This window comes from Pseudomonas alloputida (assembly GCF_021283545.2).
GTDB lineage: Bacteria > Pseudomonadota > Gammaproteobacteria > Pseudomonadales > Pseudomonadaceae > Aquipseudomonas > Aquipseudomonas alloputida.
In genome coordinates this window covers 4,581,011-4,605,946 of sequence record NZ_CP128540.1, presented here as the reverse complement: position 1 = coordinate 4,605,946, position 24,936 = coordinate 4,581,011, and the positions used below count along the sequence as shown (strand labels likewise).

Sequence of the window (24,936 nt, the reverse complement as noted above, 5' to 3'; positions counted from 1 at the left end):
TAGGAGCGGGTTTACCCGCGAAGAGGCCCGTCAGGCAAACCAAAAAAAGCCCCGCCAGTTTGCACTGGCGGGGCTTTTTCATTCAGCTTTGGCTATCAGCCGTGATGAGGTTTGTGCTCATCGGCGGCTTCCAGGGCTGGTTCCTGGGAAGCTGCAGCAGCTTCCTGTGCCGCTTTGGCAGCAGCCTCGGCCTCCCGCTTGCGGCGACGCACTTCACGTGGGTCGTTCGGTGCACGGCCGTTGGCCAGCATGACAGTGGCAGGTTCGACCACTGCAGGTGCAGGTTCGACCACCGCAGGTGCAGGCTCGGCCACCACTTCTGGCTGGGCTTCGACAACCGGGGCAGGCTGTGCGGCAACCGGAGCGACTTCGACCACGGCCGGGGCCTGTTCGATTTCACCGGCTTCTACCACTGGGGCTTCTGCCGGGGTTTCAGTGACCGCGGTTTCTGCAACCACGACCGGCTCAACAGCAGGTGCATCTTCAGCGACAGGCTGCGGGGCCACTTCGACCACAGGCTCGGCAGTTGCCTCGGCTGCGGCCACTGGCTCGGTGACCGGCTGCTCGACCGCTGGGGCCACGGACGCTTCTTGAGCTTTGGTGGCCGCTTCGACCTGCTCGACCGGTTGGGCGGCTTCGCTGTTGTCGGTTTCTGCAACGGCAGCGACTTCGGCGGTAGCACGCTCGGCCTGCTGGTTGGCCTGGGCTTCTGCGTCGGAGCTGATGTTGCTGCTGGCGACAGCAGCCGTCACGGCAAGGCCAGCAGCCAGTTCGGCACCCAGCTCGGTGGCCTGGTGCTGTTGTGGCTGCTCTTCGCTGCCTTCTTCTTCACTGCCGTCGATCAGCTCGCCGTTGGCATTGCGCTGACGCTCACGACGGTTGCTGCGACGACGCTGGCCACGGGAGCGGCGGCGCGGGCGCTCGCCATCGGTGCCTTCCTGCTCGTCTTGCAGCAGCTCTTCGCCTGGCAGTTGCTCTTCGGCCAGCTCGGCTGCCTGTTCGGTTGCTTCTTCGGCAGCGCGTGGTTGGCGCTCTTCGCGTGGTGGGCGCGGGGCGCGTTCTTCGCGTGGAGCACGCTCTTCGCGCGGTGCGCGTTCTTCACGTGGAGCACGTTCTTCGCGAGGGGCGCGTTCTTCACGTGGGGCCCGTTCTTCACGTGGGGCACGCTCTTCACGCGGTGCGCGTTCTTCACGTGGAGCACGCTCTTCACGCGGTGCGCGCTCTTCACGTGGCGCTCGCTCTTCGCGGGCTACACGTTCTTCACGCGGCTGGCGCTCTTCGCGTTCGGCTGGCGGGGTAGCGTCCAGCGGCTCGCGCAGTTCGCGAACGCGCTCTTCGCCGCGGTTGCCACGGCGGTCTTCGCGTGGCTGGCGCGGCGCACGTTCTTCACGCGGTGCACGCTCTTCACGTGGGGCACGTTCCTCGCGCGGTGCACGCTCTTCGCGTGGGGCGCGTTCCTCGCGCGGTGCACGCTCTTCACGCGGTGCGCGCTCGGCACGCTCTTCACGCGGCTTGCGTTCTTCGTCGCGGCGGCCGTTGCGGTTGCGGCTTTGCTGGCGGCCGTTGCGGCGTTCTTCGTTGCGCGGGCTGCGCTCGGCAGCCGGTTTTTCGGCGGCGGGAGCCACTGGCGCGGCGGCAGGCTCGTCCTTGCCGGCGAACAGGCTCACCAGCGACTTCACCAGGCCTTTGAACAGGCTTGGCTCCGGAGCGCTCGGGGCAGGGGCGACCGGCGCGGCAGCCTGGGGCTCTTCAGCGGCGGCCGGTACCGGTGCGTTGGCGCGGGCCGGGGCCGTCTTCACTGCGGCTTCCTGGCGTACCAGGGTGCGGGTGGCGGTCGGTTGCGGCGCTTCTTCGGCTTCGGCGGCGGCGATTTCGTAGCTGGACTGGTTGTTCAGCACTTCAGGGTTGTCGTCGCGCAGGCGCTGGACTTCGAAGTGCGGGGTTTCCAGGTGGTCGTTCGGCAGGATGATGATGCGCGCACGGGTGCGCAGCTCGATCTTGGTGATCGAGTTACGCTTTTCGTTCAGCAGGAACGCGGCTACCGGGATCGGCACTTGAGCACGCACTTCAGCGGTGCGGTCCTTCAGGGCTTCTTCTTCGATCAGGCGCAGGATGGCCAGCGACAGCGATTCGACGTCACGGATGATGCCGGTGCCGGAGCAGCGTGGGCAGACGATGCCGCTGCTTTCGCCCAGCGATGGGCGCAGACGCTGACGGGACATTTCCAGCAGGCCGAAGCGCGAGATGCGGCCAACCTGCACGCGGGCGCGGTCGGCTTCCAGGCATTCACGCACGCGCTCTTCAACAGCGCGCTGGTTCTTCGCCGGGGTCATGTCGATGAAGTCGATGACGATCAGGCCGCCGATGTCACGCAGGCGCAGCTGGCGGGCGATTTCCTCGGCCGCTTCCAGGTTGGTCTGCAGGGCGGTTTCTTCGATGTCGCTGCCTTTGGTGGCGCGCGCCGAGTTGATGTCGATCGACACCAGGGCTTCGGTCGGGTCGATCACGATCGAACCGCCGGACGGCAGGTCGACCACGCGCTGGAAGGCGGTCTCGATCTGGCTTTCGATCTGGAAGCGGTTGAACAGCGGTACGCTGTCTTCGTACAGCTTGACCTTGCTGGCGTACTGCGGCATCACCTGGCGGATGAAGGTCAGCGCTTCTTCCTGGGCGTCGATGCTGTCGATCAGTACTTCGCCGATGTCCTGACGCAGGTAGTCGCGGATGGCGCGGATGATGACGTTGCTTTCCTGGTAGATCAGGAATGGCGCGGCGCGGTCCAGGGACGCTTCCTTGATGGCGGTCCACAGCTGCAGCAGGTAGTCCAGGTCCCACTGCATTTCTTCGCTGCTGCGGCCAAGGCCGGCGGTGCGCACGATCAGGCCCATGTCGCCCGGTACGGTCAGGCCGTTCAGGGCTTCGCGCAGTTCGTTGCGCTCTTCGCCTTCGATGCGGCGGGAGATGCCACCGGCACGCGGGTTGTTGGGCATCAGCACCAGGTAGCGGCCGGCCAGGCTGATGAAGGTGGTGAGGGCGGCGCCTTTGTTGCCGCGCTCTTCCTTCTCGACCTGAACGATGACTTCCTGGCCTTCGCTGAGCACTTCCTTGATGTTGACCCGGCCTTCCGGGGCCTTCTTGAAGTACTCGCGGGAGATTTCTTTCAGCGGCAGGAAGCCGTGACGTTCGGAGCCGAAGTCGACGAAGGCGGCTTCGAGGCTGGGTTCGATGCGGGTGATCTTGCCTTTGTAGATGTTGGCCTTTTTCTGCTCGCGCGCGCCGGACTCGATGTCCAGGTCGTAGAGACGTTGGCCGTCCACCAGGGCTACACGCAACTCTTCGGGTTGAGTCGCGTTAATCAGCATTCTTTTCATGTTGTACCGTCGGTTTCCGGGCTGCCGGAAACGGCGTTCGGCACACACGACGTCTCATGGTCGGTGCCAAGGTGCGCAAAGGGTGGCCGGGCCACCCCCGTGTCGAGCGACGTTCGGCACCAGCCGGTTGCCCAGCCTGCCGTTGTCGCGACGACGCGTCCTGTTTGCTGCGGTGCCAACAAGGCCCCGGTGGCTTCGAATAGGTATCCGAATCAACCAAGCGGGCCTTGTGCACTCAGTCAGGAGGAGGAATCAACCGTCAGCCGTGGACGCCCGGAGGGCATCTGTTCAGGACCTTATCCGCTCACCAGCCGTCAGTGGGCTGGTGGCCGGACGCGGTGCTACACGGTCCGAGGGCTGTGCATCTCCACCCTGCACGTATCCCTGATAATTCGGGTGCTGCCGCGCGCTGAATCCGCAACGGGTTGCATTTTTCGCCAGCGCTGGTTCTGCGCTGGCGCCATTCATGTCCAAGGCAGGTATTTCCGAAGCATTCGCCGGGCGATGCGTGGAAGCGACTCGCGGGCAGAGGTGCAGCGAAAAGAATCGGGTAAGCAGGTGAAACACCGCACTTGTCGTTTTTTTTCGGTCTTCTCTACACGGCGCTGGTGGCGATTCCAGGCATTTCGGTAAACTGGCGAAAACCCCGTAGGACGGCCTCGCGTCCTGGAGAATTGCGAAGGTCAGGGACCGGCAAAGAGCCTGGTGCCGCTGGCCTGCCGCTTTTGGCGGCGTTCGCGACTATAGCAGCAATGATTAAGTGCTTCAATTCCATAAAAAATTGTTATGATCCCGTAATGACGACCAATACCCCTCCGACTTCCGGCGTTCAGCTGATCGAAGTCGCGCCGGAGCTTGCCGGCCAACGCATCGATAATTTCCTCATCACGGCCCTCAAGGGCGTGCCCAAGACACTGGTCTACCGCATCCTGCGCAAGGGTGAGGTGAGGGTCAACAAGGGCCGCGTCAAGCCGGAGTACAAGATCCAGGCCGGCGACATCGTGCGGGTCCCGCCCGTCCGCTTGCCGGAACGAGACGAACCGGCGCCGGTGGCCCAAGGCCTGCTGCAGCGTCTGGAAGCCGCCATTGTCTACGAGGACAAAGCGCTTATCGTGATGAACAAGCCGGCCGGCATCGCCGTGCACGGCGGCAGTGGCCTGAGCTTCGGGGTGATCGAGGCGCTGCGCCAGTTGCGCCCGGACGCCAAGGAGCTGGAGCTGGTGCACCGCCTGGATCGCGACACGTCTGGTCTGTTGATGATCGCCAAGAAGCGCAGCATGCTGCGTCACCTGCATGCCGCCCTGCGCGGTGATGGTGTCGACAAGCGCTATATGGCGCTGGTGCGCGGCCATTGGCCAACCTCGAAAAAGCAGGTCAACGCGCCGTTGCTCAAGAGCAACCTGCGTTCCGGCGAGCGCATGGTCGAAGTGAACGAGGAAGGCAAGGAGGCGCTGACCCTGTTTCGCGTCCTGCGCCGTTTTGGTGACTTTGCCACCATCGTCGAGGCGCGCCCGATCACCGGTCGTACCCATCAGATCCGCGTGCACACCCTGCATGCCGGGCACATGATCGCTGGCGACAGCAAATACGGCGACGAAGACTTCAGCCGGGAAATTCGCGAGTTGGGCGGCAAACGCCTGTTCCTGCATGCCTACGCGTTGACTGTACCGCTGCCGGACGGCGGTGAATTGAAGCTCGAGGCGCCTGTGGATGAGGTCTGGGCAAAAACCGTTGAACGTCTGAGTGCGCCCTGATCCATGAAAAAAGGCTATGAGCTACTGATCTTCGACTGGGACGGCACCCTGGCCGATTCCATTGGGCGTATCGTCGAGGCCATGAATGTCGCCGCAGAGCGTGCCGGCGAGGCGCAGAGCAGCGACGCTGCGGTCAAGGGTATCATCGGTCTGGCCTTGGACGAGGCGATCCACACCCTGTACCCGCACCTGGCGCCTGCAGAGGTTGCCAGCTTCCGCCAGCACTATGCCGATGTCTACGTTGCGCTGGATCAGCAACCTTCGCCGTTGTTCGATGGCGTGGTCGAGTCGCTGGATGCCTTTCGCGCCGAGGGTTACCGCCTGGCGGTGGCCACCGGCAAGGCCCGTCGCGGGCTGGATCGGGTGCTCAAGGCCAATGGCTGGGAGCGGTTCTTCGACATCACCCGCGCCGCTGACGAGACCCGTGGCAAGCCACACCCGCTGATGCTTGAGGAAATCCTCGGGCATTGTGGCGTCGAACCGTCGCGTGCGCTGATGGTCGGAGATTCGGCATTCGACTTGCAGATGGCCAGCAATGCCGGCATGCATTCGGTGGCGGTTGGCTATGGTGCCATGTCGCTGCAGGCGCTGGCCGAGTTTGGCCCGCAGGTATGCATCGATCACTTTTCCCAGTTGCGCGAGTGGCTGGGTGGTTCCGCAATTCCACTTCCAAGGTAGGTAAGCATGGCAGACGAATGGAAAGCTCCTGAGGCCGAGCCCGGGGAGCGCGAAGAGCGCAACAGCTGGAAGCTGCTGGAAAAGACCTTGCTGGCCAGCGTGCAGGAGCAGCGACGGTCGCGGCGCTGGGGGATCTTCTTCAAGCTGCTGACCTTCGTCTACCTGTTCGGCATTCTGGCGTTGTTCTCGCCGCTGATGGACATGGACAAGGCCGCTTCGCGCAGTGCCAGCCATACCGCGCTGGTCGAAGTGCGCGGGGTGATTGCCGATCAGGAGGCTGCCAGCGCCGATAACATCGTCAAGAGCCTGCGCGAAGCGTTCAAGGACGACAAGACCAAGGCTGTGGTGATGCGCATCAACAGCCCGGGTGGCAGCCCGGTGCAGGCGGGTTACGTGTATGACGAAATCCGCCGCCTGCGTGCCGAATATCCCGCCATCAAGCTGTATGCGGTGATCGCTGATCTTGGTGCTTCCGGTGCCTATTACATCGCCAGTGCGGCAGACGAGATCTATGCCGACAAGGCCAGCCTGGTGGGGTCCATTGGGGTGACGGCGGCGGGTTATGGCTTTGTTGGCACCATGGAGAAGCTAGGGGTCGAGCGCCGAGCCTATACATCGGGTGAGCACAAGGCGTTCCTTGATCCGTTTTCGCCGGAAAAACCAGAAGAGACCCGTTTCTGGCAGGGTGTGCTGGATACCACGCACCGGCAGTTCATCGCCATGGTCAAGCAGGGGCGGGGTGAGCGCCTGAAGGATAAGGAGCACCCGGAGTTGTTCAGCGGCCTGATCTGGTCGGGTGAGCAGGCCAAGGCGCTGGGGCTGGTGGATGGCTTGGGCAGTGCCAGCTATGTGGCGCGTGAGATCGTGGGCGAGAAGGAGTTGGTTGACTTCACCGTTCAGGAGTCGCCTTTCGATCGCTTCTCCAAGCGCGTGGGTGCCAGCGTGGCTGAGCACCTGGCGATGTGGATGGGGTTCCAGGGGCCGCAGTTGCGTTGAGTTCGTCGCAGTTCTTGTGGTGCCTGGCAGATCAAGCGCCGCCCGCGCGGCGCATCGCGCGCGGGCTCGCTCATCGATCAGGGTGCCCAGCGGTATGTTGTAGGCGCGGGTTTACCCGCGAATAGGCCGGACCTGCTGTCCAGCATCCCTGATCGTTCACCCTCCCGGGCGGCGCTCGATCTGCCGGGCGCCCCAAATCCCCAGCCAGGTTACGGAACCATCACCCCTTCCTTGGTCAGCATATCCACCAGCCGAATCAGCGGCAGCCCGATCAGGCTGGTCGCGTCGCACCCGTGCGTGCTCTGGAACAAGCTCACCCCCAGCCCCTCCGCCTTGAAACTCCCTGCGCAATCCAGCGGCTGTTCTGCTGCCACGTAACGCTCGACCTGCTCCCTGCTCAGTTCACGCAGTGTCACGGTAAAAGGCACGCAATCCACCTGGCATTGCCCGGTGGCGCTGTTCAGCAGTGCCAGCCCGGTAAGAAAGCTCACCTGCTGCCCGCTGCACTCCAGTAGTTGCTCGCAAGCGCGCTCGAACGTATGCGGCTTGCCCAGCACCTGCTCGCCCAATACCGCAACCTGGTCCGAGCCTATGATCAAGTGTCGGGGGTGGCTGCCTGCCAATGCCTCGGCCTTTTGCCTGGCCAGCCGGCGCACCAGCTCTACGGGCGGTTCGCCATCCAGGCGTTGCTCGTCTATATCGGGGCTTGCCCAGGTGAAGGGCAGGTGCAGGCGTGCGAGCAGTTCGCGGCGATAGGCAGAGCTGGAAGCCAGTAACAAAGGAAGCATGGTAGACTCCGGGTTCGGTTGAACCAATTCTATCACGCACGATGCCGCCTAATTTCCTTTGACAGGGGCGGGGGGCATCCCTAGAATGCTGCGCCTATGTTGAATGACCCGATTCCACCTCACGTTGACCCGCGCAAATTAGCCGATCGTGGCGTAACCCTTAACGGTTCGCTGCAACTCGCTGATTTGGAAAGACTCTGCGACCCGCTTTCCGACAATGTCGGTACGGTGCAGGCGAAGTTCGATTTTGAACGAGATGAACAGCACGTGGTGGTTATCCACAGCGAGCTGGACGTCGAAGTCAAGATGGTTTGCCAGCGTTGTCTTGAGCTGGTCACCCTACCGATCCACAGCGAATGTACATACGCCGTGGTGAAGGAGGGTGCGAATACCCAGTCGTTGCCGAAAGGCTATGACGTGCTGGAACTGGGCGAAGATCCTTTGGATCTGCAGGCATTGGTCGAGGAGGAGCTTTTGCTCGCCTTGCCAATCGTGCCTGCTCATCATCCGGAAGAATGCCAGCAGCCGGCGGGCGCAGACGAGCCCGAATCGAGCAAGGACGAGGTATCGCGGTCCAACCCGTTCAGTGTTTTGGCGCAGTTAAAGCGTGACCCAAACGTTTAGGAGTTAATCAATTATGGCTGTTCAGCAGAACAAAAAATCCCGCTCTGCCCGTGACATGCGCCGTTCGCACGACGCCCTGTCGGAAAACGCGCTGTCGGTAGAGAAAACCACCGGTGAAGTTCACCTGCGTCACCACGTTTCGCCAGAAGGCGTATACCGTGGTCGTAAAGTGGTCGACAAGGGCGCTGACGAGTAATCCTTGTCCGCTCAGGTCATCGCGATCGACGCAATGGGCGGGGACTTCGGTCCCCGCAGCATTGTCCAGGCTAGCATTGCCTGCCTTTCGGCTACCCCCTCGCTTCATCTGACCCTCGTCGGTCAACCCTCCCTCCTTGAAGATCTCATCAGTGGCTTGCCAGCTGCGGATCGCGCGCGCCTGCAGGTTGTGGCCGCCAGTGAGGTAGTCGGCATGGACGAGCGGCCATCCCAGGCGTTGCGCGGCAAGCCGGATTCGTCGATGCGCATCGCCCTCGAACTGGTGCGCGACGGAAAAGCCCAGGCCTGTGTCAGTGCCGGCAATACCGGGGCGCTGATGGCGTTGTCGCGCTTCGTGCTCAAGACCTTGCCGGGTATCGACCGGCCGGCCATGGTGGCGGCGATCCCGACCCAGACAGGTTACTGTCAACTGCTCGATCTGGGCGCCAATGTCGACTGCAGTGCCGAAAACCTCTATCAGTTCGCGGTAATGGGCTCGGTGGCCGCTCAGGCCCTGGGTGTGCATCGGCCACGCGTGGCGCTGTTGAACATCGGTACCGAGGACATCAAGGGTAACCAGCAGGTCAAGCTGGCTGCCACGCTGTTGCAGAGCGCCCGCGGCCTCAACTATGTCGGTTTCGTCGAAGGGGATGGCCTGTACCGGGGTGAGGCAGACGTGGTGGTGTGCGACGGTTTTGTCGGCAACATACTGCTCAAGTCCAGCGAGGGCTTGGCGACGATGATCGGTGCGCGCATCGAAAAACTGTTCAAGGGCGGTGCTTTTGCCCGCGTTGCCGGGGCCGTTGCCATGCCGCTGCTCAAGCGTCTGCAGGCTGACCTGGCGCCGGCGCGGCATAATGGGGCGAGCTTTCTGGGGCTACAGGGTATCGTCATCAAGAGTCATGGCTCGGCGGGCGTGCAGGGGTTTCAGAGTGCCATCCAGCGGGCGCTGATCGAAATTCAGGAAAACCTGCCGCAGCGGCTGCATGGCCGCCTTGAAGACCTGTTGCCTTAGGCATTTCGCCGATGAAGTGCTTAAATGTGACCGCTTGGTCTGTGTTTCCATCCAAGTTTTCAGATTCCGCGCCTGGCCTCGGGCCTGGCGCACACTATCCGACGACAAGATCATAAGGGCTTGTTCAATGTCTGCATCCCTCGCATTCGTCTTTCCCGGTCAAGGTTCCCAGTCGCTGGGCATGCTCGCCGAGCTCGGCGCCGAGAAGCCAGTGATCATCGAAACCTTCAAGGAAGCGTCCGAAGCGCTCGGCTACGACCTGTGGAAGCTGGTCCAGGACGGCCCGGAAGAGCAACTTAACCAGACCGACAAGACCCAGCCGGCGATCCTTACTGCGTCCATCGCACTGTGGCGCCTGTGGCTGGAAGAGGGCGGTGCCAAGCCGGCCTTCGTTTCCGGTCACAGCCTGGGCGAATACAGCGCCCTGGTCGCCGCCGGCAGCATCAGCCTGAAAGATGCCGTTCGCCTGGTCGAGCGCCGCGGTCAGCTGATGCAGGAAGCCGTACCGGCCGGTCACGGCGCCATGGCTGCCATTCTCGGCCTGGACGATGCTGTGGTCGTGGAACTCTGCGCCGAAGCCGCTGAAGATGAAGTGGTCAGCGCCGTGAACTTCAACTCGCCTGGTCAGGTGGTCATCGCCGGTAACAAGGCGGCGGTAGACCGCGCCATGGAGCTGTGCAAGGCCAAAGGTGCCAAGCGCGCCCTGCCACTGGCGGTGAGCGTCCCGTCGCACTGCGCCCTGATGAAGCCAGCCGCCGAGCGCTTTGCCGAATCGGTCAATGCCATCGAATGGAAGGCCCCGCAGATTCCGGTGGTGCAGAACGTCACTGCAGCCGTCGCCGCCGACCTCGATGCCCTCAAGCACGACCTGCTGGCACAGCTGTACCAGCCGGTACGCTGGGTCGAGTGCGTGCAGACCCTGGCCGCCAACGGTGCGGTCAACCTGGTCGAGTGTGGCCCGGGCAAGGTGCTGGCTGGCCTTAACAAGCGTTGCGCCGACGGCGTGACCACCTACAACCTCAACACCCCTGACGCCGTTGCTGCCACCCGCGCGGCACTGGCCTGATTTGGAGAAGCTTGCATGAGCCTGCAAGGTAAAGTTGCACTGGTTACCGGCGCCAGCCGTGGCATTGGCCAGGCCATCGCCCTCGAGCTGGGCCGCCAGGGCGCGACCGTGATCGGTACCGCCACGTCGGCGTCCGGTGCCGAGCGCATCGCTGCCACCCTGAAAGAACACGGCATTACCGGCACTGGCATGGAGCTGAACGTGACCAGCGCCGAATCGGTTGAAGCCGTACTGGCCGCCATTGGCGAGCAGTTCGGCGCGCCGGCCATCTTGGTCAACAATGCCGGTATCACCCGCGACAACCTCATGCTGCGCATGAAAGACGACGAGTGGTTTGATGTCATCGACACCAACCTGAACAGCCTCTACCGTCTGTCCAAGGGCGTGCTGCGTGGCATGACCAAGGCGCGTTGGGGTCGTATCATCAGCATCGGCTCGGTCGTTGGTGCCATGGGTAACGCAGGTCAGGCCAACTACGCGGCTGCCAAGGCCGGTCTGGAAGGTTTCAGCCGCGCCCTGGCGCGTGAAGTGGGTTCGCGTGGTATCACCGTCAACTCGGTGACCCCAGGCTTCATCGATACCGACATGACCCGCGAGCTGCCAGAAGCTCAGCGCGAAGCCCTGCAGACCCAGATTCCGCTGGGCCGCCTGGGCCAGGCTGACGAAATTGCCAAGGTGGTTTCGTTCCTGGCATCCGACGGCGCCGCCTACGTGACCGGCGCTACCGTGCCGGTCAACGGCGGGATGTACATGTAATACTGCAACTCAATGTGACGGGTTTCGTAAAAAAAGAGTCATACTGCGAGCCTAAAATCCGTTATAAAGCTGCAACCAGATTCCAGGCAGCGGGTGTGGTGACTAGCCTGAAGGTGCGTTTTGCTTGAAAAGCGAACGTCTTTCTATAAAATTAGCCACCGGCCAGCTGCCTGACATATATCCATTAGGAGTGAAAACTAGGTATGAGCACCATCGAAGAACGCGTCAAGAAAATCGTCGCCGAGCAACTGGGCGTCAAGGAAGAAGAAGTGACTGTTGAGAAGTCCTTCGTCGATGACCTGGGTGCCGATTCGCTTGACACCGTTGAACTGGTGATGGCTCTGGAAGAGGAATTCGAGACCGAAATCCCTGACGAAGAAGCCGAGAAGATCACTACCGTTCAAGCTGCCATCGACTACGTCAAAGCCCACCAGGCCTAAGACGCTACAGTCGACGTTTCTTGTCGGGGAAAACCGCACTGCCTTCGCTGGCGTGCGGTTTTTTCTTTGCGAGCGCCTCGCATTTTTCAGGCGGCTTCGTTCACCGCGCACCAAGAGCCTGTTGCCATTTCATTCCAGCACTTGAATGCAATGGCAAGAGACTCTGTTATTAGAAAAGGAGAGTACTGTGTCGCGTAGACGCGTCGTGGTCACCGGTATGGGTATGCTGTCGCCACTGGGTACCGATGTACCGAGCACCTGGCAGGGCATTCTGGCTGGCCGCAGTGGCATCGGTCCGATCGAACACACGGACCTGTCTGCCTACTCCACCCGTTTTGGCGGCTCGGTGAAAGGCTTCGAGGTTGAGCAGTACCTGTCGGCCAAAGAGGCCCGCAAGCTCGACCTGTTCATCCAGTACGGCCTGGCGGCTGGTTTCCAGGCCGTGCGTAATGCCGGCCTGGAGGTCACCGATGCCAACCGCGAGCGTATTGGCGTGGCCATGGGCTCGGGTATCGGTGGTTTGACCAACATCGAAGAAACCAGCCGCACCCTGCACGATTCAGGGCCGCGCCGCATTTCGCCGTTCTTCGTGCCGGGTTCGATCATCAACATGATCTCCGGTTTCCTGTCGATCCACCTGGGTCTGCAAGGGCCGAACTATGCCATCGCCACTGCGTGCACCACTGGCACCCATTGCATCGGCATGGCCGCGCGCAATATCGCCTACGGTGAGGCTGACGTGATGATCGCCGGTGGCGCCGAAATGGCCGCTTGTGGTCTGGGCATGGGCGGTTTTGGCGCTTCGCGCGCACTGTCTACCCGCAACGATGAACCCAGCCGGGCCAGCCGCCCGTGGGACAAGGGTCGTGACGGCTTTGTATTGTCCGACGGTGCCGGAGCCCTGGTGCTCGAGGAGCTGGAGCACGCCAAGGCCCGCGGTGCGACTATCTATGCCGAGCTGGTTGGCTTTGGCATGAGCGGCGACGCCTACCACATGACCTCGCCACCCGACTCTGGCGAGGGCGCTGCCCGCTGCATGGCCAACGCCTTGCGCGATGCCGGTATCCAGCCGGAAGAAGTCAGCTACATCAACGCCCACGGCACTTCTACCCCGGCGGGCGATGTGGCCGAAGTGGCGGCGATCAAGCGCGTGTTCGGCGAGCATGCCTACAAGCTGGCGGTCAGCTCGACCAAGTCGATGACCGGTCACTTGCTGGGCGCCGCGGGCGCGGTGGAGGCGATCTTCAGCGTGCTGGCCATCAATAGCCAGATGGCCCCGCCGACCATCAACCTGGACGAGCCGGACGAGGGGTGTGACCTCGACTTCGTTCCCCACCAGGCGCGCAGCATGCCGATCGACGTGGTGCTGTCCAACTCGTTCGGCTTTGGCGGCACCAACGGCTCGCTGGTATTCCGCCGGTTTGCCGGCTGATGCACAGCTGGATCGACGGCCAGCCGGCGACTGCACTCAACCTGCAGAACCGCGGCCTGGCCTATGGCGATGGCCTGTTCGAAACCATCGCTGTGCGAGGCGCCCGGCCCAGCTTGCTGGACGGCCACCTCGCACGCCTGGCACTGGGCTGCCAGCGCCTGGCGATCAACGCCGATCTGGCGCTGGTGCGCGACGAGCTGCTGCGCTACGCCAGCCAGCTGGGTGAGGGTGTCGTCAAACTCATCCTTACCCGTGGCGATAGCCAGCGTGGCTATGCGCCAGCTGTCGATGCAGCGCCGCGGCGTATCCTGCAAGGCAGCCCATTACCCCGTTATCCTGTCGAGCATGCTGAGCATGGCGTGCGTTTGTTCCCTTGCCATACCCGGCTTGGGGAACAACCACTGCTGGCCGGCCTCAAACACCTTAACCGCCTGGAGCAGGTGCTGGCCCGTGCCGAATGGCAGGACAGCGACCATGCCGAAGGCCTGATGCGTGACGCGCAGGGCAGGGTGATCGAAGGGGTATACAGCAATCTGTTTCTGGTGCGCGATGGCGTGCTGCTTACCGCCGACCTTAGCCGTTGTGGCGTGGCGGGCGTGATGCGTGCCGCACTGCTGGAACAGGCCCCGCTGCTGGGTATTGCGGTACAGGTCTGCGACCTGTCGTTCGAGGCGCTGGAGCAAGCGAATGAAGTATTTGTTTGCAATAGCGTTTACGGCATTTGGCCCGTGCGTGGCGTAGCCGCGCTAAACTGGTCGCCGGGCCCGCTCACTCGTAAACTGCAGGCCGTTGCCCGTACGTTACTGGAAACCTGAATTCGTGAGACGTAAATTCCTGCTGTTGCTGGAAATGGGCTTGATCCTTGCCGGCCTGGCGTTTGGCTGGTCGGCCTGGAAGGTCAACTCGGTCCTGGAGCAGCCCCTGCACATCACGCAGGAACGCCTGCTGGATGTGCCCAATGGCACTAACCCCAACCGCATGTTCTACAGCATGCAAAGGGAAGGGTTGCTCGACGACGCTGTCTGGTTGCGTTTGTACTGGCGCTTCAACATGGCCGGCACCCCCCTGCACACCGGCGAGTACCGTCTTACCCCTGGCATGACCGTCGAGCAATTGTTCGACGCCTGGCGCCGTGCCGACGTGGTGCAGTACAACCTCACCCTGGTCGAAGGCTGGACCTTCCGCCAGGTGCGTGCGGCCGTGGCCAAGCATGAAAAGATCAAGCATACCCTGGAGGGCTTGTCGGATGCCGAGGTCATGGACAAGCTCGGCCATACCGGTGTGTTCCCCGAAGGCCGCTTCTTCCCCGACACCTACCGCTTCGTGCGGGGTATGAGCGATGTCGAGTTGCTGCAGCAGGCCTACATGCGTCTGGACGAGGTGCTGGCCAAGGAGTGGGCCGAGCGTTCCACCGACCTGCCGTATCGTGACCCGTACCAGGCGCTGATCATGGCCTCCCTGGTAGAAAAGGAAACCGGCATTCCGCAGGAGCGCGGGCAGATCGCCGGCGTGTTCGTGCGGCGCATGCGCCTGGGTATGATGCTGCAGACCGACCCGACGGTTATCTATGGCATGGGTGAGCGCTACAACGGCAGGATCACCCGCGCGGACCTGCGCGAGCCTACGCCTTACAACACCTACACCATGACCGGCCTGCCGCCGACCCCGATCGCCATGGTCGGCCGCGAGGCGATTCACGCGGCGCTGAACCCGTCCAATGGCACCAGTCTTTACTTCGTCGCCCGCGGCGATGGCAGCCATGTGTTTTCCGACGACCTCGACGACCACAATTCGGCAGTGCGCGAGTTCCAGCTCAAGCGCCGGTCGGACTACCGCTCCAGCCCCGCGCCGCAGCAAGAGGCCAAGCCAGGTGCCGATGATGCCGAACAGGCATCGGGCGCCGACGATGCGCAGCGCCCTGAGCCCCCAGCAGCGGACCCGTCAGCAACGGATGAGCCAACTGCGCAGCCAGCCCCCGATGAAGCGCCCGCGCAGGATGCCCCTGCCGGCGGTGCACAAGCGGCCGAGCGGCCGACGCCTGACGAACAACATTAAGGACTGCCTGTGAGCGGCTTGTTTATTACTTTGGAAGGCCCCGAAGGCGCGGGCAAGAGCACCAATCGCGACTACCTGGCCGCGCGCCTGCGCGAGCACGGCCTGGACGTGGTGCTGACCCGTGAGCCAGGCGGTACGCCGCTGGCGGAAAAGGTGCGTGAACTGTTGCTGACGCCCAGCGACGAAGGCATGGCGGCCGACACCGAGCTGCTGCTGGTGTTCGCCGCCCGCGCCCAGCACCTGGCGCAGGTCATCCGCCCGGCGCTGGCCCGCGGGGCTGTGGTGCTGTGTGACCGTTTCACGGACGCCACCTATGCCTATCAGGGCGGCGGTCGTGGTCTGTCGGTCGAGCGTATCGCGGTTCTGGAACAATTCGTCCAGGGCGACCTGCGCCCGGACCTGACCCTGGTCTTCGACCTGCCGGTGGAAGTGGGCCTTGCCCGCGCCGCCGCCCGTGGTCGCCTGGACCGATTCGAGCAGGAAGGGCAGGCGTTCTTCGAAGCGGTGCGCCAGGCGTACCTGCAGCGCGCCCAAGGCGCGCCACAGCGCTACAGCCTGCTTGATGCGGCACAATCCCTGGAGGCGGTGCAGCGTGACATCGACGTACTGCTGCCAGGCATTCTGGAGCGTTGCCGTGGCTGAGGCCTACCCTTGGCAGCAGGCGCTGTGGCAGCAACTGGCCGGTCGCAGCCGCCACGCCCACGCTTACCTGCTGCATGGGCCGCAGGGTATTGGCAAGCGAGCCATGGCCGAGCGTCTGATGGCGCGCCTGTTGTGCCAGCAGCCGCAGGGCCTGGACGCTTGTGGGGCGTGTAAGTCGTGCCTGTTGCTCAAGGCCGGCAGCCACCCGGACAACTTCGTCCTCGAGCCGGAGGAGGCTGACAAGCCGATCAAGGTCGACCAGGTACGCGAGCTGGTGGCCTTTGTGGTGCAGACCGCGCAGTTAGGCGGGCGCAAGGTGGTGTTGATCGAGCCGGTGGAGGCGATGAATGTCAACGCCTCCAACGCCCTGCTCAAAAGCCTTGAAGAACCTTCCGGTGATACCGTGTTGTTGCTGGTGACGCACCAGCCCAGCCGTCTGTTGCCGACGATCAAGAGCCGCTGCCAGCAGGTGGCCTGTCCGCAGCCCAGTCTGGCCCAGAGCCAGGCATGGCTGGCTGGCGCGTTACCCGACTGCGACGAGGTCGAGCGCGATGAGCTGCTGACGCTGGCGGCAGGTTCGCCATTGATGGCGGTCAGCCTGCAGGCGCAGGGGGTTCGCGAGCAACGCGCGCTGGTAACCGACGGGGTGAAGAAGCTGCTCAAGCAGCAGCAATCGCCCAGCCAGCTGGCCGATGCCTGGAGCGGTGTGCCGTTGTTGCTGCTGTTCGACTGGTTCTGCGATTGGACGCACCTGATCCTGCGCTACCAGTTGACCCAGGACGAAGAAGGGTTAGGCTTGGCCGATATGCGCAAGGTCGTGCAATACCTGGCGCAGAAGAGCCGCCAGGCCAAGGTGCTGGAGGTGCAGGCATGGATCCTCGAACAGCGCCAGAAGGTACTGGGCAAGGCCAACCTCAACCGCGCCTTGTTGCTTGAATCGCTGCTGGCTCACTGGCTGCAACTGCCGGGTGCCCGCTGATTTTCCATTTTTCATGTGTGCCGTTATCCCATGCTCGTAGATTCCCATTGCCACCTCGACCGTCTTGACCTCACTGCTCACCAGGGCTCCCTCGACGCTGCCCTGCAGGCGGCGCGTGAGCGTGGGGTCGGGCATTTCCTGTGCATTGGCGTCAGTGCCGAGAATGCGGGTGCAGTGAAGGCGCTGAGCGAGCAGTACGCTGACGTCGACTGCTCGGTGGGCGTGCACCCGCTGGACCTGGCCCCTGGCGAAACCCCGGCGTTGGAATGGTTGTTGCGCGAACTGGCCCACCCGCATGTGGTGGCGATTGGTGAAACCGGGCTGGATTACCACTACGAGCCGGAGGCTGCCGAGCTGCAGCAGGCCTCGTTCCGCCTGCACCTGGAGGCCTCCAGGCAGACCGGCAAGCCGGTGATCGTGCATACCCGGGCGGCGCGCGCCGATACCCTGGCGCTGCTGCGTGAGGCCAACCTGCCGCAGGCTGGCGTGCTGCACTGCTTTACCGAGGACTGGGACATGGCCAAGGCCGCGCTGGACCTGGGTTATTACATTTCGCTGTCGGGCATCGTTACCTTCCGCAATGCCGATGCCTTGCGGGAAGTGGCGCGGCAGGTGCCGGTCGATCGCTTGTTGGTGGAGACCGATTCGCCCTACCTGGCGCCGATTCCGCACCGGGGCAAGCCGAACCTGCCGCAGTATGTGCGGGAGGTGGCGGAGTATGTGGCTTCGCTGCGTGGGGCCAGTTATGAGCAGTTGGCAGAGCAGACCACGGCAAATTTCAAGCGATTGTTCCCATTGGCGCGGGTGGCTTGATTTACCGGGGTTAGAGATTGTGTGAGGCACGCACCTGACAGCCGTCACACCATCCTCCCCACAAAAACACAAAAAAAACCCGGGTTCTGGGGGAGGAATCCGGGTTAAGACCATTAGGAGTAAAACAAAGGTACGCGGTCCCTGAGCACCTTTATCGGCGCGCCACTGGGGGGGATGCGCCGCGCCAACACTTCAAGTATTGGTCAGGTTTGGCGCAGTGCCAGTGCATATTGGACGTTTTTTAAACAGATTTGGAATACGCCAACGTTTCGTTCCTCCCGCAGCGCATGGCCGTATGCATCGTGAAACACAGACATGCGTGGATGATCCGTGCAATTTCCCGCAAGTTAGGCATAATAAACCGCTTCGATTGTCATCCAGTCCTTCCCATGCAGAAAGAACCTCGTAAGGTCCGTGAGTTTCGCCGTCGCGAACAGGAAATCCTCGATACCGCGCTCAAGCTGTTTCTCGAGCAAGGTGAAGACAGCGTCACCGTCGAGATGATCGCCGACGCCGTGGGCATCGGCAAAGGCACGATCTACAAGCACTTCAAGTCCAAGGCGGAGATCTACCTGCGCCTGATGCTCGATTACGAGCGTGACCTGAACGAGCTGTTGCACTCGGCCGACGTTGACCGTGACAAGGAAGCGCTGTCGCGCGCCTACTTCGAGTTCCGCATGCGCGACCCGCAACGCTACCGGCTGTTCGACCGCCTTGAAGAAAAGGTGGTCAAGGGCAATCAGGTGCCGGAAATGGTCGAGCAGCTGCACAGCATCCGTGCCTCCAATTTCGACCGCCTGACCCAGCTGATCAAGGGCCGTATCAGCGAAGGCAAGCTCGAAGACGTGCCGCCGTATTTCCACTACTGCGCTGCCTGGGCGCTGGTGCACGGCGCTGTGGCGCTGTACCACTCGCCGTTCTGGAGCAACGTACTGGAAGACCAGGAAGGCTTCTTCCAGTTCCTGATGGACATTGGCGTGCGTATGGGCAACAAGCGCAAGCGCGACCCGGAACCCTCGAACTGAGCATTTAGCGAAACGGCGTCGTGCGTTCGCTGCGCGGCAGTGCAGCCCGAAGCGTTTGGCTATCGTTTGGAAATTCGGCATTGCGCATTGGGGCTTGCAAAAACCTGATTTATGAGTCAGGTTTTGCCGGCCCCTTCATCCATGCCGGAGTCATTCATGATTGTCGATCGTCAAGGCAGGCGCTTTCGCAACCTGCGCGTCAGCCTGACGGCTGCCTGCAACTACGCCTGTACCTACTGCGTACCTGACGGAAAGCGGCTGGTGGCGGCGCAGGACGAGCTGTCGGCGGATGCCTTGGCCCGTGGCGTGGCCTACCTGATCGAAGCCGCCGGCATCGAGCGCCTGCGGATTACTGGCGGTGAGCCACTGGTCAGCCCGCGCCTGGATGCCTTTATGGCTGCCGTGGCCAAACTCGACCTTGATGACGTCTCGCTGACCACCAACGGCCAGTTGCTGGCGCGCAAGTTGCCGCAACTGCAGGCGGCCGGGATTCGTCGGCTGAACGTTTCCCTCGACACCCTCGACCCGCTGGCTTTCCGCCAGATTGCCCGTGGCGGCGACCTGAGCACTGTGCTGGATGGAATGGAGCAGGCCAGCGCCCTGGGTATGCGAATCAAGGTCAACATGGTGCCGATGCGCGGGAAAAACCTTGATCAGGTACTGCCCCTGCTGGATTACTGCCTCGCGCGCGGCTTCGAGCTGCGCTTCATCGAACTGATGCGCATGGGCCACCTCTCTCACGATCGCAACGCCTTCCTCCAGCAGTTTGTAGGCCTCGACCAGCTGCTTGCGCTGATCGGCGGCCAGCATGCCTACGCCCAGGTGAATGCGCCGCTGGACGCCACTGCCATGCGTTACCACATCCCCGGCAGGGGCCACTTCGGCGTCATTGCCAACGAAAGCGTGCCGTTTTGCCGTACCTGCTCGCGGTTGCGCCTGTCTTCTACGGGCTGGCTGCATGGCTGCCTGTCGTCAGGTAACCGGCACTTCGTCGGCGACCTGCTGGAAAAACCGCGTCATCAGGCGCTGCCGGCCTTGCAGCGGTTGTTGGTCAAGGCTTTGGCTGACAAGCAGGACGTGGCCTTTTCCGGCGGCGTGACCGTCATGAAAGTGATCGGTGGCTGAAGCTGGCGCAAAAGCTGCATCCGCCGGCTATTCGCCGGTTTTTCGTCGCCGGCCACTGGAGGAAAGATGCGTAGCCTGGTCTTGCTGCTGGCGCTGATGGCGCTGGGCGGCTGCATGAATGTCAGCGATATGGGCGAAGGCGTCCGCTATCACATGAGCGATGCCGGTCTGCTGGACCACAGCGAAACTCGTCGCACCTTGTCGATCCGCCTGCAGCCTGATTCGTTCATCTTCATTGGCCAGGGTGCATTCGTGCCGCCGGGCGAGGGGCCGGTGCCTCGGCAGAATGCAGTGGCCCAGCAGGCCTTCAAGAGCTTCGTCGAATACTTCCCGATGGTACGTCGTGCCCAGGGCCCGCTGGGCCTCGAAGAGGCCATCGCCCAGGCGCGCTCGGTAGGTGCGGACTACGTGTTGTACACGCGCTTCGCACGTACCGACGATCGCATCGGCAATGGTGACGAGTGGTATGACGAGCAGGCCGTCGACCGCCTGGGCTGGGACACTGGCGTGGTGCAGATGATGCTGATCGAAACCAGTACCCGCTATCTGATCGACACCGCACGCATCAAGAGCCGTGGCGGTTTGTTGACGTTCCACGACAACACCCCGGAGGATTTGCTTGGTGCGCCGATGCGCGAGTACGCTCGTAGCCTTCTGGGCATGAGTGAATGAGGCAAGCGTGATGAGCGACTCCGGCAAGGCCAATGACCTTCTGGCGCAGATCCCCAAGGCCAAGGGGCTGCCGCCGGTGCACCTGTGGAACCCGGAATTCTGTGGTGACATCGACATGCGCATCGCCCGCGATGGCACCTGGTACTACCTGGGCACGCCGATCGGGCGCAAGCCGATGGTGCGGCTGTTCTCTACCATCATTCGCCGCGACGGAGATGACTACTTCCTGATTACCCCGGTAGAGAAGGTCGGCATTCGTGTCGACGATGCGCCGTTCGTGGCCGTGTTGCTGGAAGTGCAGGGCGAAGGCGAGCAGCAGGTGCTGCGTTTTACCAGCAATGTCGAGGACCAGGTCGAGGCGGGGCCGGATAACCCCCTGCGGGTGGTGATCGACCCGCTGACGCAGGAGCCATCACCGTATGTGCTGATGCGCAGCAACCTGGAGGCGCTGATACATCGCAATGTGTTTTACCAACTGGTGGAGCTGGCGGTGCCGCATGTGATCGACGGGGAGGAATGGCTTGGGGTGTGGAGCCGGGGGGCGTTTTACCCGATTGGGCGCAGTGATTGAGGCCTCTGTTGGCGATGCCGGCTTCTTCGCGGGTAAACCCGCTCCTACACCGGATCGGTGGTGGACACACATCGGTGGTTGAACACAGGCCGTCGTAGGAGCGGGTTTACCCGCGAAAGGGCCGGGCCTGCTGGCCAATCTCCGCCCGCCGTTCACCGTTGCTGGCCAATAATTCCAGCGCAACGAAAAAGCCCCCGGTTGCTTGCGCATCCGGGGGCTTCTTCAATGTCTGGCTCCGCGACCTGGACTCGAACCAGGGACCCAATGATTAACAGTCATTTGCTCTACCGACTGAGCTATCGCGGAATCTGCGCGTATCTTACTGATTGCCCGGGAGAAGTCAACCCACCCCCAGGCAAAACAATGAGTTACAGCACTTCCACGATCGCTTTGGTCACCACGTGGATGTTGCTCTGGTTCAGCGCGGCCACCGCGATACGGCCGGTGTCCAGGGCATAGATGCCGAAGTCGTTCTTCAGGCGGGTGACCTGTTCAACGGTCAGGCCCGAGTAGGAGAACATGCCGACCTGGCGGCCAACGAAGCTGAAGTCGCGGTTTGCACCGTATTCGGCCAGCAGCGATACCATCTGCTTGCGCATGCCGTGGATGCGCTCGCGCATTTCGGCCAGTTCGGTTTCCCACATCTGGCGCAGTTCTGCGCTGTTCAGCACGGTGGCAACAATGGTTGCGCCGTGGGTTGGCGGGTTGGAGTAGGTGGTGCGGATCACGCGCTTGACCTGCGACAGCACGCGGGTGCTCTCGTCCTTGGAGGCGGTGACGATCGACAGTGCGCCGACGCGCTCGCCGTACAGCGAGAACGATTTGGAGAACGAGCTGGAAACGAAGAACTCCAGGCCCGACTCGGCGAACAGGCGCACGGCGAAGGCGTCTTCGGCGATACCGTCACCAAAGCCCTGGTAGGCCATGTCGAGGAACGGCACGTGGCCCTTGGCCTTGACCACTTCCAGGACGTTCTTCCAGTCGTCCAGGTTCAGGTCGACACCGGTCGGGTTGTGGCAGCAGGCGTGCAGCACCACGATCGAACCGGATGGCAGGGCGTTGAGGTCTTCGAGCATGCCAGCGCGGTTGACGTCGTTGGTCGGCGCATCGTAGTAGCGGTAGGTCTGCACCGGGAAGCCGGCCGATTCGAACAGCGCACGGTGGTTTTCCCAGCTAGGGTCGCTGATGGCAACCACGGCATTGGGCGAGAGGCGCTTGAGGAAGTCGGCACCGATCTTCAGCGCGCCGGTACCACCGACGGCCTGCACGGTGACCACGCGGCCGGCGGCCAGCAGTGGCGACTCGGCGCCGAACAGCAGCTTCTGCACAGCCTGGTCGTAGGTGGCGATGCCGTCGATCGGCAGGTAGCCGCGCGAAGCGTGCTGGGCGGCACGCTGGGTTTCGGCTTCGATCACGGCGCGCAGCAGCGGAATGCGGCCTTCCTCATTGCAATACACGCCTACGCCCAGGTTGACCTTGTCGGTACGTGGGTCGGCGTTGAATGCTTCGTTGAGGCCCAGAATAGGGTCGCGGGGTGCCAGCTCGACAGCGGAAAACAGGCTCATTGTTACCTTGGCTCTGATTGGAGTGTGATAGGGCGTACACGCTCCAGCCGAATGCACTGAAGCGGTGCACAAACGGGGAGTCAGTATAGTGATACCGACCGGTCACCGCGACACTCTGGCGCAGCTTTTGGGGCTATTTGCGCAAATATTTTTCGACCATTGGTCTAAATACCGTGTCCACCGTTGCAGGCGCCCACACCTGTGCCTTGAAAGCGCCCCCGAACGGGCGCATTTGGGTATAGACTACTGGCTAAATTTACAGCTGCTGCACCGCGAGGTCCTTCATGTCCGAGTTCCAGCTCGTCACACGTTTCCAGCCGGCTGGCGACCAGCCCGAGGCTATCCGCCAGTTGGTCGAAGGCATCGAGGCGGGGCTGTCGCACCAGACGTTGCTCGGGGTGACCGGTTCGGGCAAGACCTTCAGCATTGCCAACGTCATCCAGCAGGTGCAGCGCCCGACGCTGGTGCTGGCGCCCAACAAGACGCTGGCCGCCCAGTTGTACGGGGAGTTCAAGGCATTCTTCCCCAACAACGCGGTGGAGTACTTCGTTTCCTATTACGACTACTACCAGCCGGAAGCCTACGTGCCGTCGTCGGACACCTTCATCGAGAAGGACGCCTCGATCAACGACCACATCGAGCAGATGCGCCTGTCGGCCACCAAGGCGCTGCTGGAGCGGCGTGACGCGATCATCGTGACCACTGTGTCGTGCATCTACGGCCTGGGCAGCCCCGAGACCTACCTGAAAATGGTCCTGCACGTTGACCGTGGCGACAAGCTCGACCAGCGCGCGCTGCTGCGCCGCCTGGCCGACCTGCAGTACACCCGCAACGAAATGGACTTTGCCCGCGCCACCTTCCGGGTACGCGGCGACGTGATCGACATCTTCCCGGCCGAATCGGACCTGGAAGCCATCCGCATTGAGCTGTTCGATGATGAAGTGGAGAACATCGCCGCCTTCGATCCGTTGACCGGCGAGGTTTTCCGCAAGCTGCCACGTTTCACGTTCTACCCCAAGAGCCACTACGTGACCCCGCGGGAAACCCTGCTGGAAGCGGTGGAGGGCATCAAGGAAGAACTGAAGGAGCGTCTGGAGTACCTGCACAAGGCCAACAAGCTGGTCGAAGCGCAGCGTCTGGAGCAACGCACCCGCTTCGATCTGGAGATGATCCTCGAGCTGGGCTACTGCAACGGCATCGAAAACTACTCGCGTTACCTGTCCGGGCGCCCGGCCGGGGCGCCGCCGCCCACCCTGTACGATTACCTGCCGCCCGATGCGCTGCTGGTGATCGACGAATCACACGTCAGCGTTCCGCAGGTCGGCGCCATGTACAAGGGCGACCGTTCACGCAAGGAGACCCTGGTCGAGTACGGCTTCCGCATGCCTTCCGCGCTGGACAACCGGCCGATGCGTTTCGACGAGTGGGAGGATGTCAGCCCGCAGACCATTTTTGTTTCGGCCACTCCGGGCCCCTACGAGGCTGAGCATGCCGGGCGCGTGGTGGAGCAAGTGGTGCGCCCGACCGGGCTGGTCGACCCGCAGGTAGAGGTGCGCCCGGCGCTGACCCAGGTCGACGACCTGCTGTCCGAGATCCGCAAGCGTGTCGCGGCAGGCGAGCGAGTGCTGGCGACCACGTTGACCAAACGCATGGCCGAGGACCTCAGCGATTACCTGGCCGACCACGACGTGCGGGTACGCTACCTGCACTCGGACATCGACACGGTGGAGCGGGTGGAGATTATCCGCGACCTGCGCCTGGGCACCTTCGACGTGCTGGTGGGCATCAACCTGCTGCGCGAGGGCCTGGACATGCCCGAGGTGTCGCTGGTGGCCATCCTCGATGCGGACAAGGAAGGTTTTCTGCGTTCCGAGCGCTCCCTGATCCAGACCATTGGCCGCGCGGCACGTAACCTCAATGGCCGGGCCATTCTGTACGCCGATAACGTAACAGGCTCCATGCAGCGAGCCATCGACGAAACCGAGCGCCGCCGCGAGAAGCAGATCGCCTTCAACGAAGCCAACGGCATCGTGCCCAAGGGCGTGGTCAAGGACATCACCGACATCATGGAAGGTGCCACCGTGCCCGGTGCGCGCAGCAAGAAGCGCAAGGGCATGGCCAAGGCGGCGGAGGAGAGCGCCCGTTACGAGGCCGAACTGCGTACGCCGGGCGAGATCACCAAGCGCATCAAGCAGTTGGAAGAGAAAATGATGCAGTTCGCCCGCGACCTGGAGTTCGAAGCTGCGGCGCAGTTGCGTGACGAGATTGCGCAGCTGCGGGAGCGGTTGATCAGCAGCTGAAGCCGGGCGCGGGCCCTGTGGGAGCGGGCGTGCCCGCGAAGAATTCAACGCGGTGGCTGGCACCGGCTGCGCCG

At 62.7% G+C, this 24,936-nt stretch carries 23 protein-coding genes and 1 tRNA gene; 20 read left to right on the top strand and 4 right to left on the bottom strand.

The window, feature by feature from the left end; all coding sequences use genetic code 11:
* Positions 1 to 95: 95 nt before the first annotated feature.
* Complete coding sequence (gene rne / locus LU682_RS21305) at positions 96 to 3,371, bottom strand: ribonuclease E (RefSeq protein WP_010952930.1); 3,276 nt, start codon at positions 3,369 to 3,371, stop codon at positions 96 to 98.
* Positions 3,372 to 4,168: 797 nt separating this feature from the next.
* On the opposite strand from rne, the gene rluC reads away from it, so the two are divergent.
* From rluC to LU682_RS21290, 3 genes are read left to right on the top strand one after another with little or no spacing between them, the layout of a single operon-like run.
* A complete protein-coding gene (rluC, locus tag LU682_RS21300) occupies positions 4,169 to 5,125 on the top strand; it encodes a 23S rRNA pseudouridine(955/2504/2580) synthase RluC (RefSeq protein ID WP_049586857.1) in 957 nt (318 codons plus the stop codon).
* 3 nt (positions 5,126 to 5,128) lie between these two features.
* Entirely contained in the window at positions 5,129 to 5,803 is a 675-nt protein-coding gene (locus LU682_RS21295; RefSeq protein WP_010952931.1) for an HAD family hydrolase, read from the top strand.
* A gap of 6 nt (positions 5,804 to 5,809) precedes the next feature.
* The gene (locus tag LU682_RS21290; protein ID WP_010952932.1) at positions 5,810 to 6,799 is read left to right on the top strand and encodes a S49 family peptidase; all 990 of its coding nucleotides are present in this window, start codon (positions 5,810 to 5,812) and stop codon (positions 6,797 to 6,799) included.
* A gap of 209 nt (positions 6,800 to 7,008) precedes the next feature.
* On the opposite strand, the gene LU682_RS21285 is transcribed toward LU682_RS21290, so the two are convergent.
* On the bottom strand, positions 7,009 to 7,587 hold the full coding sequence (locus LU682_RS21285; protein ID WP_049586855.1) for a Maf family protein: 579 nt from the start codon (positions 7,585 to 7,587) through the stop codon (positions 7,009 to 7,011).
* A 96-nt stretch (positions 7,588 to 7,683) separates the two neighbouring features.
* Here LU682_RS21285 and LU682_RS21280 point away from each other — a divergent pair, with 96 nt between their 5' ends.
* The 16 genes from LU682_RS21280 to LU682_RS21205 all read left to right on the top strand — a co-directional run bounded on the left by LU682_RS21280 (position 7,684) and on the right by LU682_RS21205 (position 20,997).
* The gene (locus LU682_RS21280) at positions 7,684 to 8,211 is read left to right on the top strand and encodes a YceD family protein (RefSeq protein ID WP_010952934.1); all 528 of its coding nucleotides are present in this window, start codon (positions 7,684 to 7,686) and stop codon (positions 8,209 to 8,211) included.
* Positions 8,212 to 8,224: 13 nt separating this feature from the next.
* The gene (rpmF, locus tag LU682_RS21275) at positions 8,225 to 8,407 is read left to right on the top strand and encodes a 50S ribosomal protein L32 (protein ID WP_003247154.1); all 183 of its coding nucleotides are present in this window, start codon (positions 8,225 to 8,227) and stop codon (positions 8,405 to 8,407) included.
* A gap of 3 nt (positions 8,408 to 8,410) precedes the next feature.
* The gene (gene plsX, locus LU682_RS21270) at positions 8,411 to 9,421 is read left to right on the top strand and encodes a phosphate acyltransferase PlsX (protein ID WP_010952935.1); all 1,011 of its coding nucleotides are present in this window, start codon (positions 8,411 to 8,413) and stop codon (positions 9,419 to 9,421) included.
* A gap of 127 nt (positions 9,422 to 9,548) precedes the next feature.
* The gene (gene fabD, locus LU682_RS21265; RefSeq protein WP_010952936.1) at positions 9,549 to 10,487 is read left to right on the top strand and encodes an ACP S-malonyltransferase; all 939 of its coding nucleotides are present in this window, start codon (positions 9,549 to 9,551) and stop codon (positions 10,485 to 10,487) included.
* A gap of 15 nt (positions 10,488 to 10,502) precedes the next feature.
* The gene (gene fabG / locus LU682_RS21260) at positions 10,503 to 11,243 is read left to right on the top strand and encodes a 3-oxoacyl-ACP reductase FabG (RefSeq protein ID WP_003247160.1); all 741 of its coding nucleotides are present in this window, start codon (positions 10,503 to 10,505) and stop codon (positions 11,241 to 11,243) included.
* A 203-nt stretch (positions 11,244 to 11,446) separates the two neighbouring features.
* Positions 11,447 to 11,683, top strand: a complete 237-nt coding sequence (gene acpP / locus LU682_RS21255; RefSeq protein WP_010952937.1) for an acyl carrier protein — start codon at positions 11,447 to 11,449, stop codon at positions 11,681 to 11,683.
* 187 nt (positions 11,684 to 11,870) lie between these two features.
* Positions 11,871 to 13,115 carry a beta-ketoacyl-ACP synthase II gene (gene fabF / locus LU682_RS21250; protein ID WP_010952938.1) on the top strand — a complete coding sequence of 415 codons (1,245 nt, stop codon included), beginning with the start codon at positions 11,871 to 11,873 and terminating at the stop codon, positions 13,113 to 13,115.
* The gene (gene pabC, locus LU682_RS21245) at positions 13,115 to 13,930 is read left to right on the top strand and encodes an aminodeoxychorismate lyase (RefSeq protein WP_010952939.1); all 816 of its coding nucleotides are present in this window, start codon (positions 13,115 to 13,117) and stop codon (positions 13,928 to 13,930) included. Before fabF ends, pabC begins: the two co-directional genes overlap by 1 nt.
* Before the next feature lie 4 nt (positions 13,931 to 13,934).
* Positions 13,935 to 15,170, top strand: a complete 1,236-nt coding sequence (gene mltG / locus LU682_RS21240; protein ID WP_049586850.1) for an endolytic transglycosylase MltG — start codon at positions 13,935 to 13,937, stop codon at positions 15,168 to 15,170.
* A gap of 9 nt (positions 15,171 to 15,179) precedes the next feature.
* A complete protein-coding gene (gene tmk, locus LU682_RS21235) occupies positions 15,180 to 15,812 on the top strand; it encodes a dTMP kinase (protein ID WP_020192642.1) in 633 nt (210 codons plus the stop codon).
* On the top strand, positions 15,805 to 16,791 hold the full coding sequence (locus LU682_RS21230) for a DNA polymerase III subunit delta' (protein ID WP_010952985.1): 987 nt from the start codon (positions 15,805 to 15,807) through the stop codon (positions 16,789 to 16,791). The genes tmk and LU682_RS21230 overlap by 8 nt, the downstream gene beginning before the upstream one ends.
* 30 nt (positions 16,792 to 16,821) lie before the next feature.
* Positions 16,822 to 17,604, top strand: a complete 783-nt coding sequence (locus LU682_RS21225) for a TatD family hydrolase (protein WP_010952986.1) — start codon at positions 16,822 to 16,824, stop codon at positions 17,602 to 17,604.
* 389 nt (positions 17,605 to 17,993) lie between these two features.
* Positions 17,994 to 18,629, top strand: a complete 636-nt coding sequence (locus LU682_RS21220) for a TetR/AcrR family transcriptional regulator (protein WP_003247170.1) — start codon at positions 17,994 to 17,996, stop codon at positions 18,627 to 18,629.
* Positions 18,630 to 18,785: 156 nt separating this feature from the next.
* Positions 18,786 to 19,754, top strand: a complete 969-nt coding sequence (locus LU682_RS21215; protein WP_049586799.1) for a GTP 3',8-cyclase MoaA — start codon at positions 18,786 to 18,788, stop codon at positions 19,752 to 19,754.
* 66 nt (positions 19,755 to 19,820) lie between these two features.
* Complete coding sequence (locus LU682_RS21210; RefSeq protein ID WP_010952988.1) at positions 19,821 to 20,426, top strand: DUF4823 domain-containing protein; 606 nt, start codon at positions 19,821 to 19,823, stop codon at positions 20,424 to 20,426.
* 10 nt (positions 20,427 to 20,436) lie between these two features.
* Complete coding sequence (locus LU682_RS21205; protein WP_020193441.1) at positions 20,437 to 20,997, top strand: DUF1285 domain-containing protein; 561 nt, start codon at positions 20,437 to 20,439, stop codon at positions 20,995 to 20,997.
* A 230-nt stretch (positions 20,998 to 21,227) separates the two neighbouring features.
* Here the strand turns inward: LU682_RS21205 and LU682_RS21200 are convergent.
* Positions 21,228 to 21,303 (bottom strand) — tRNA-Asn (locus LU682_RS21200).
* Positions 21,304 to 21,365: 62 nt separating this feature from the next.
* The gene (locus tag LU682_RS21195) at positions 21,366 to 22,562 is read right to left on the bottom strand and encodes an amino acid aminotransferase (RefSeq protein WP_010952990.1); all 1,197 of its coding nucleotides are present in this window, start codon (positions 22,560 to 22,562) and stop codon (positions 21,366 to 21,368) included.
* 284 nt (positions 22,563 to 22,846) lie between these two features.
* Here LU682_RS21195 and uvrB point away from each other — a divergent pair, with 284 nt between their 5' ends.
* Positions 22,847 to 24,862 (top strand): excinuclease ABC subunit UvrB, encoded by a 2,016-nt coding sequence (gene uvrB, locus LU682_RS21190; protein ID WP_010952992.1) that lies wholly within the window; start codon positions 22,847 to 22,849, stop codon positions 24,860 to 24,862.
* Positions 24,863 to 24,936: the final 74 nt, after the last annotated feature.

Coding starts and splice junctions, on each gene's coding strand:
- LU682_RS21295 (WP_010952931.1), top strand. CDS start 5,129: ATGAAAAAAGGCTATGAGCTACTGATCTTCGACTGGGACGGCACCCTG.
- LU682_RS21215 (WP_049586799.1), top strand. CDS start 18,786: ATGATTGTCGATCGTCAAGGCAGGCGCTTTCGCAACCTGCGCGTCAGC.
- rluC (WP_049586857.1), top strand. CDS start 4,169: ATGACGACCAATACCCCTCCGACTTCCGGCGTTCAGCTGATCGAAGTC.
- LU682_RS21195 (WP_010952990.1), bottom strand. CDS start 22,562: ATGAGCCTGTTTTCCGCTGTCGAGCTGGCACCCCGCGACCCTATTCTG.
- uvrB (WP_010952992.1), top strand. CDS start 22,847: ATGTCCGAGTTCCAGCTCGTCACACGTTTCCAGCCGGCTGGCGACCAG.
- LU682_RS21290 (WP_010952932.1), top strand. CDS start 5,810: ATGGCAGACGAATGGAAAGCTCCTGAGGCCGAGCCCGGGGAGCGCGAA.
- fabG (WP_003247160.1), top strand. CDS start 10,503: ATGAGCCTGCAAGGTAAAGTTGCACTGGTTACCGGCGCCAGCCGTGGC.
- fabD (WP_010952936.1), top strand. CDS start 9,549: ATGTCTGCATCCCTCGCATTCGTCTTTCCCGGTCAAGGTTCCCAGTCG.
- LU682_RS21205 (WP_020193441.1), top strand. CDS start 20,437: ATGAGCGACTCCGGCAAGGCCAATGACCTTCTGGCGCAGATCCCCAAG.
- LU682_RS21220 (WP_003247170.1), top strand. CDS start 17,994: ATGCAGAAAGAACCTCGTAAGGTCCGTGAGTTTCGCCGTCGCGAACAG.
- LU682_RS21285 (WP_049586855.1), bottom strand. CDS start 7,587: ATGCTTCCTTTGTTACTGGCTTCCAGCTCTGCCTATCGCCGCGAACTG.
- rpmF (WP_003247154.1), top strand. CDS start 8,225: ATGGCTGTTCAGCAGAACAAAAAATCCCGCTCTGCCCGTGACATGCGC.
- rne (WP_010952930.1), bottom strand. CDS start 3,371: ATGAAAAGAATGCTGATTAACGCGACTCAACCCGAAGAGTTGCGTGTA.
- pabC (WP_010952939.1), top strand. CDS start 13,115: ATGCACAGCTGGATCGACGGCCAGCCGGCGACTGCACTCAACCTGCAG.
- LU682_RS21210 (WP_010952988.1), top strand. CDS start 19,821: ATGCGTAGCCTGGTCTTGCTGCTGGCGCTGATGGCGCTGGGCGGCTGC.
- LU682_RS21280 (WP_010952934.1), top strand. CDS start 7,684: ATGTTGAATGACCCGATTCCACCTCACGTTGACCCGCGCAAATTAGCC.
- LU682_RS21225 (WP_010952986.1), top strand. CDS start 16,822: ATGCTCGTAGATTCCCATTGCCACCTCGACCGTCTTGACCTCACTGCT.
- acpP (WP_010952937.1), top strand. CDS start 11,447: ATGAGCACCATCGAAGAACGCGTCAAGAAAATCGTCGCCGAGCAACTG.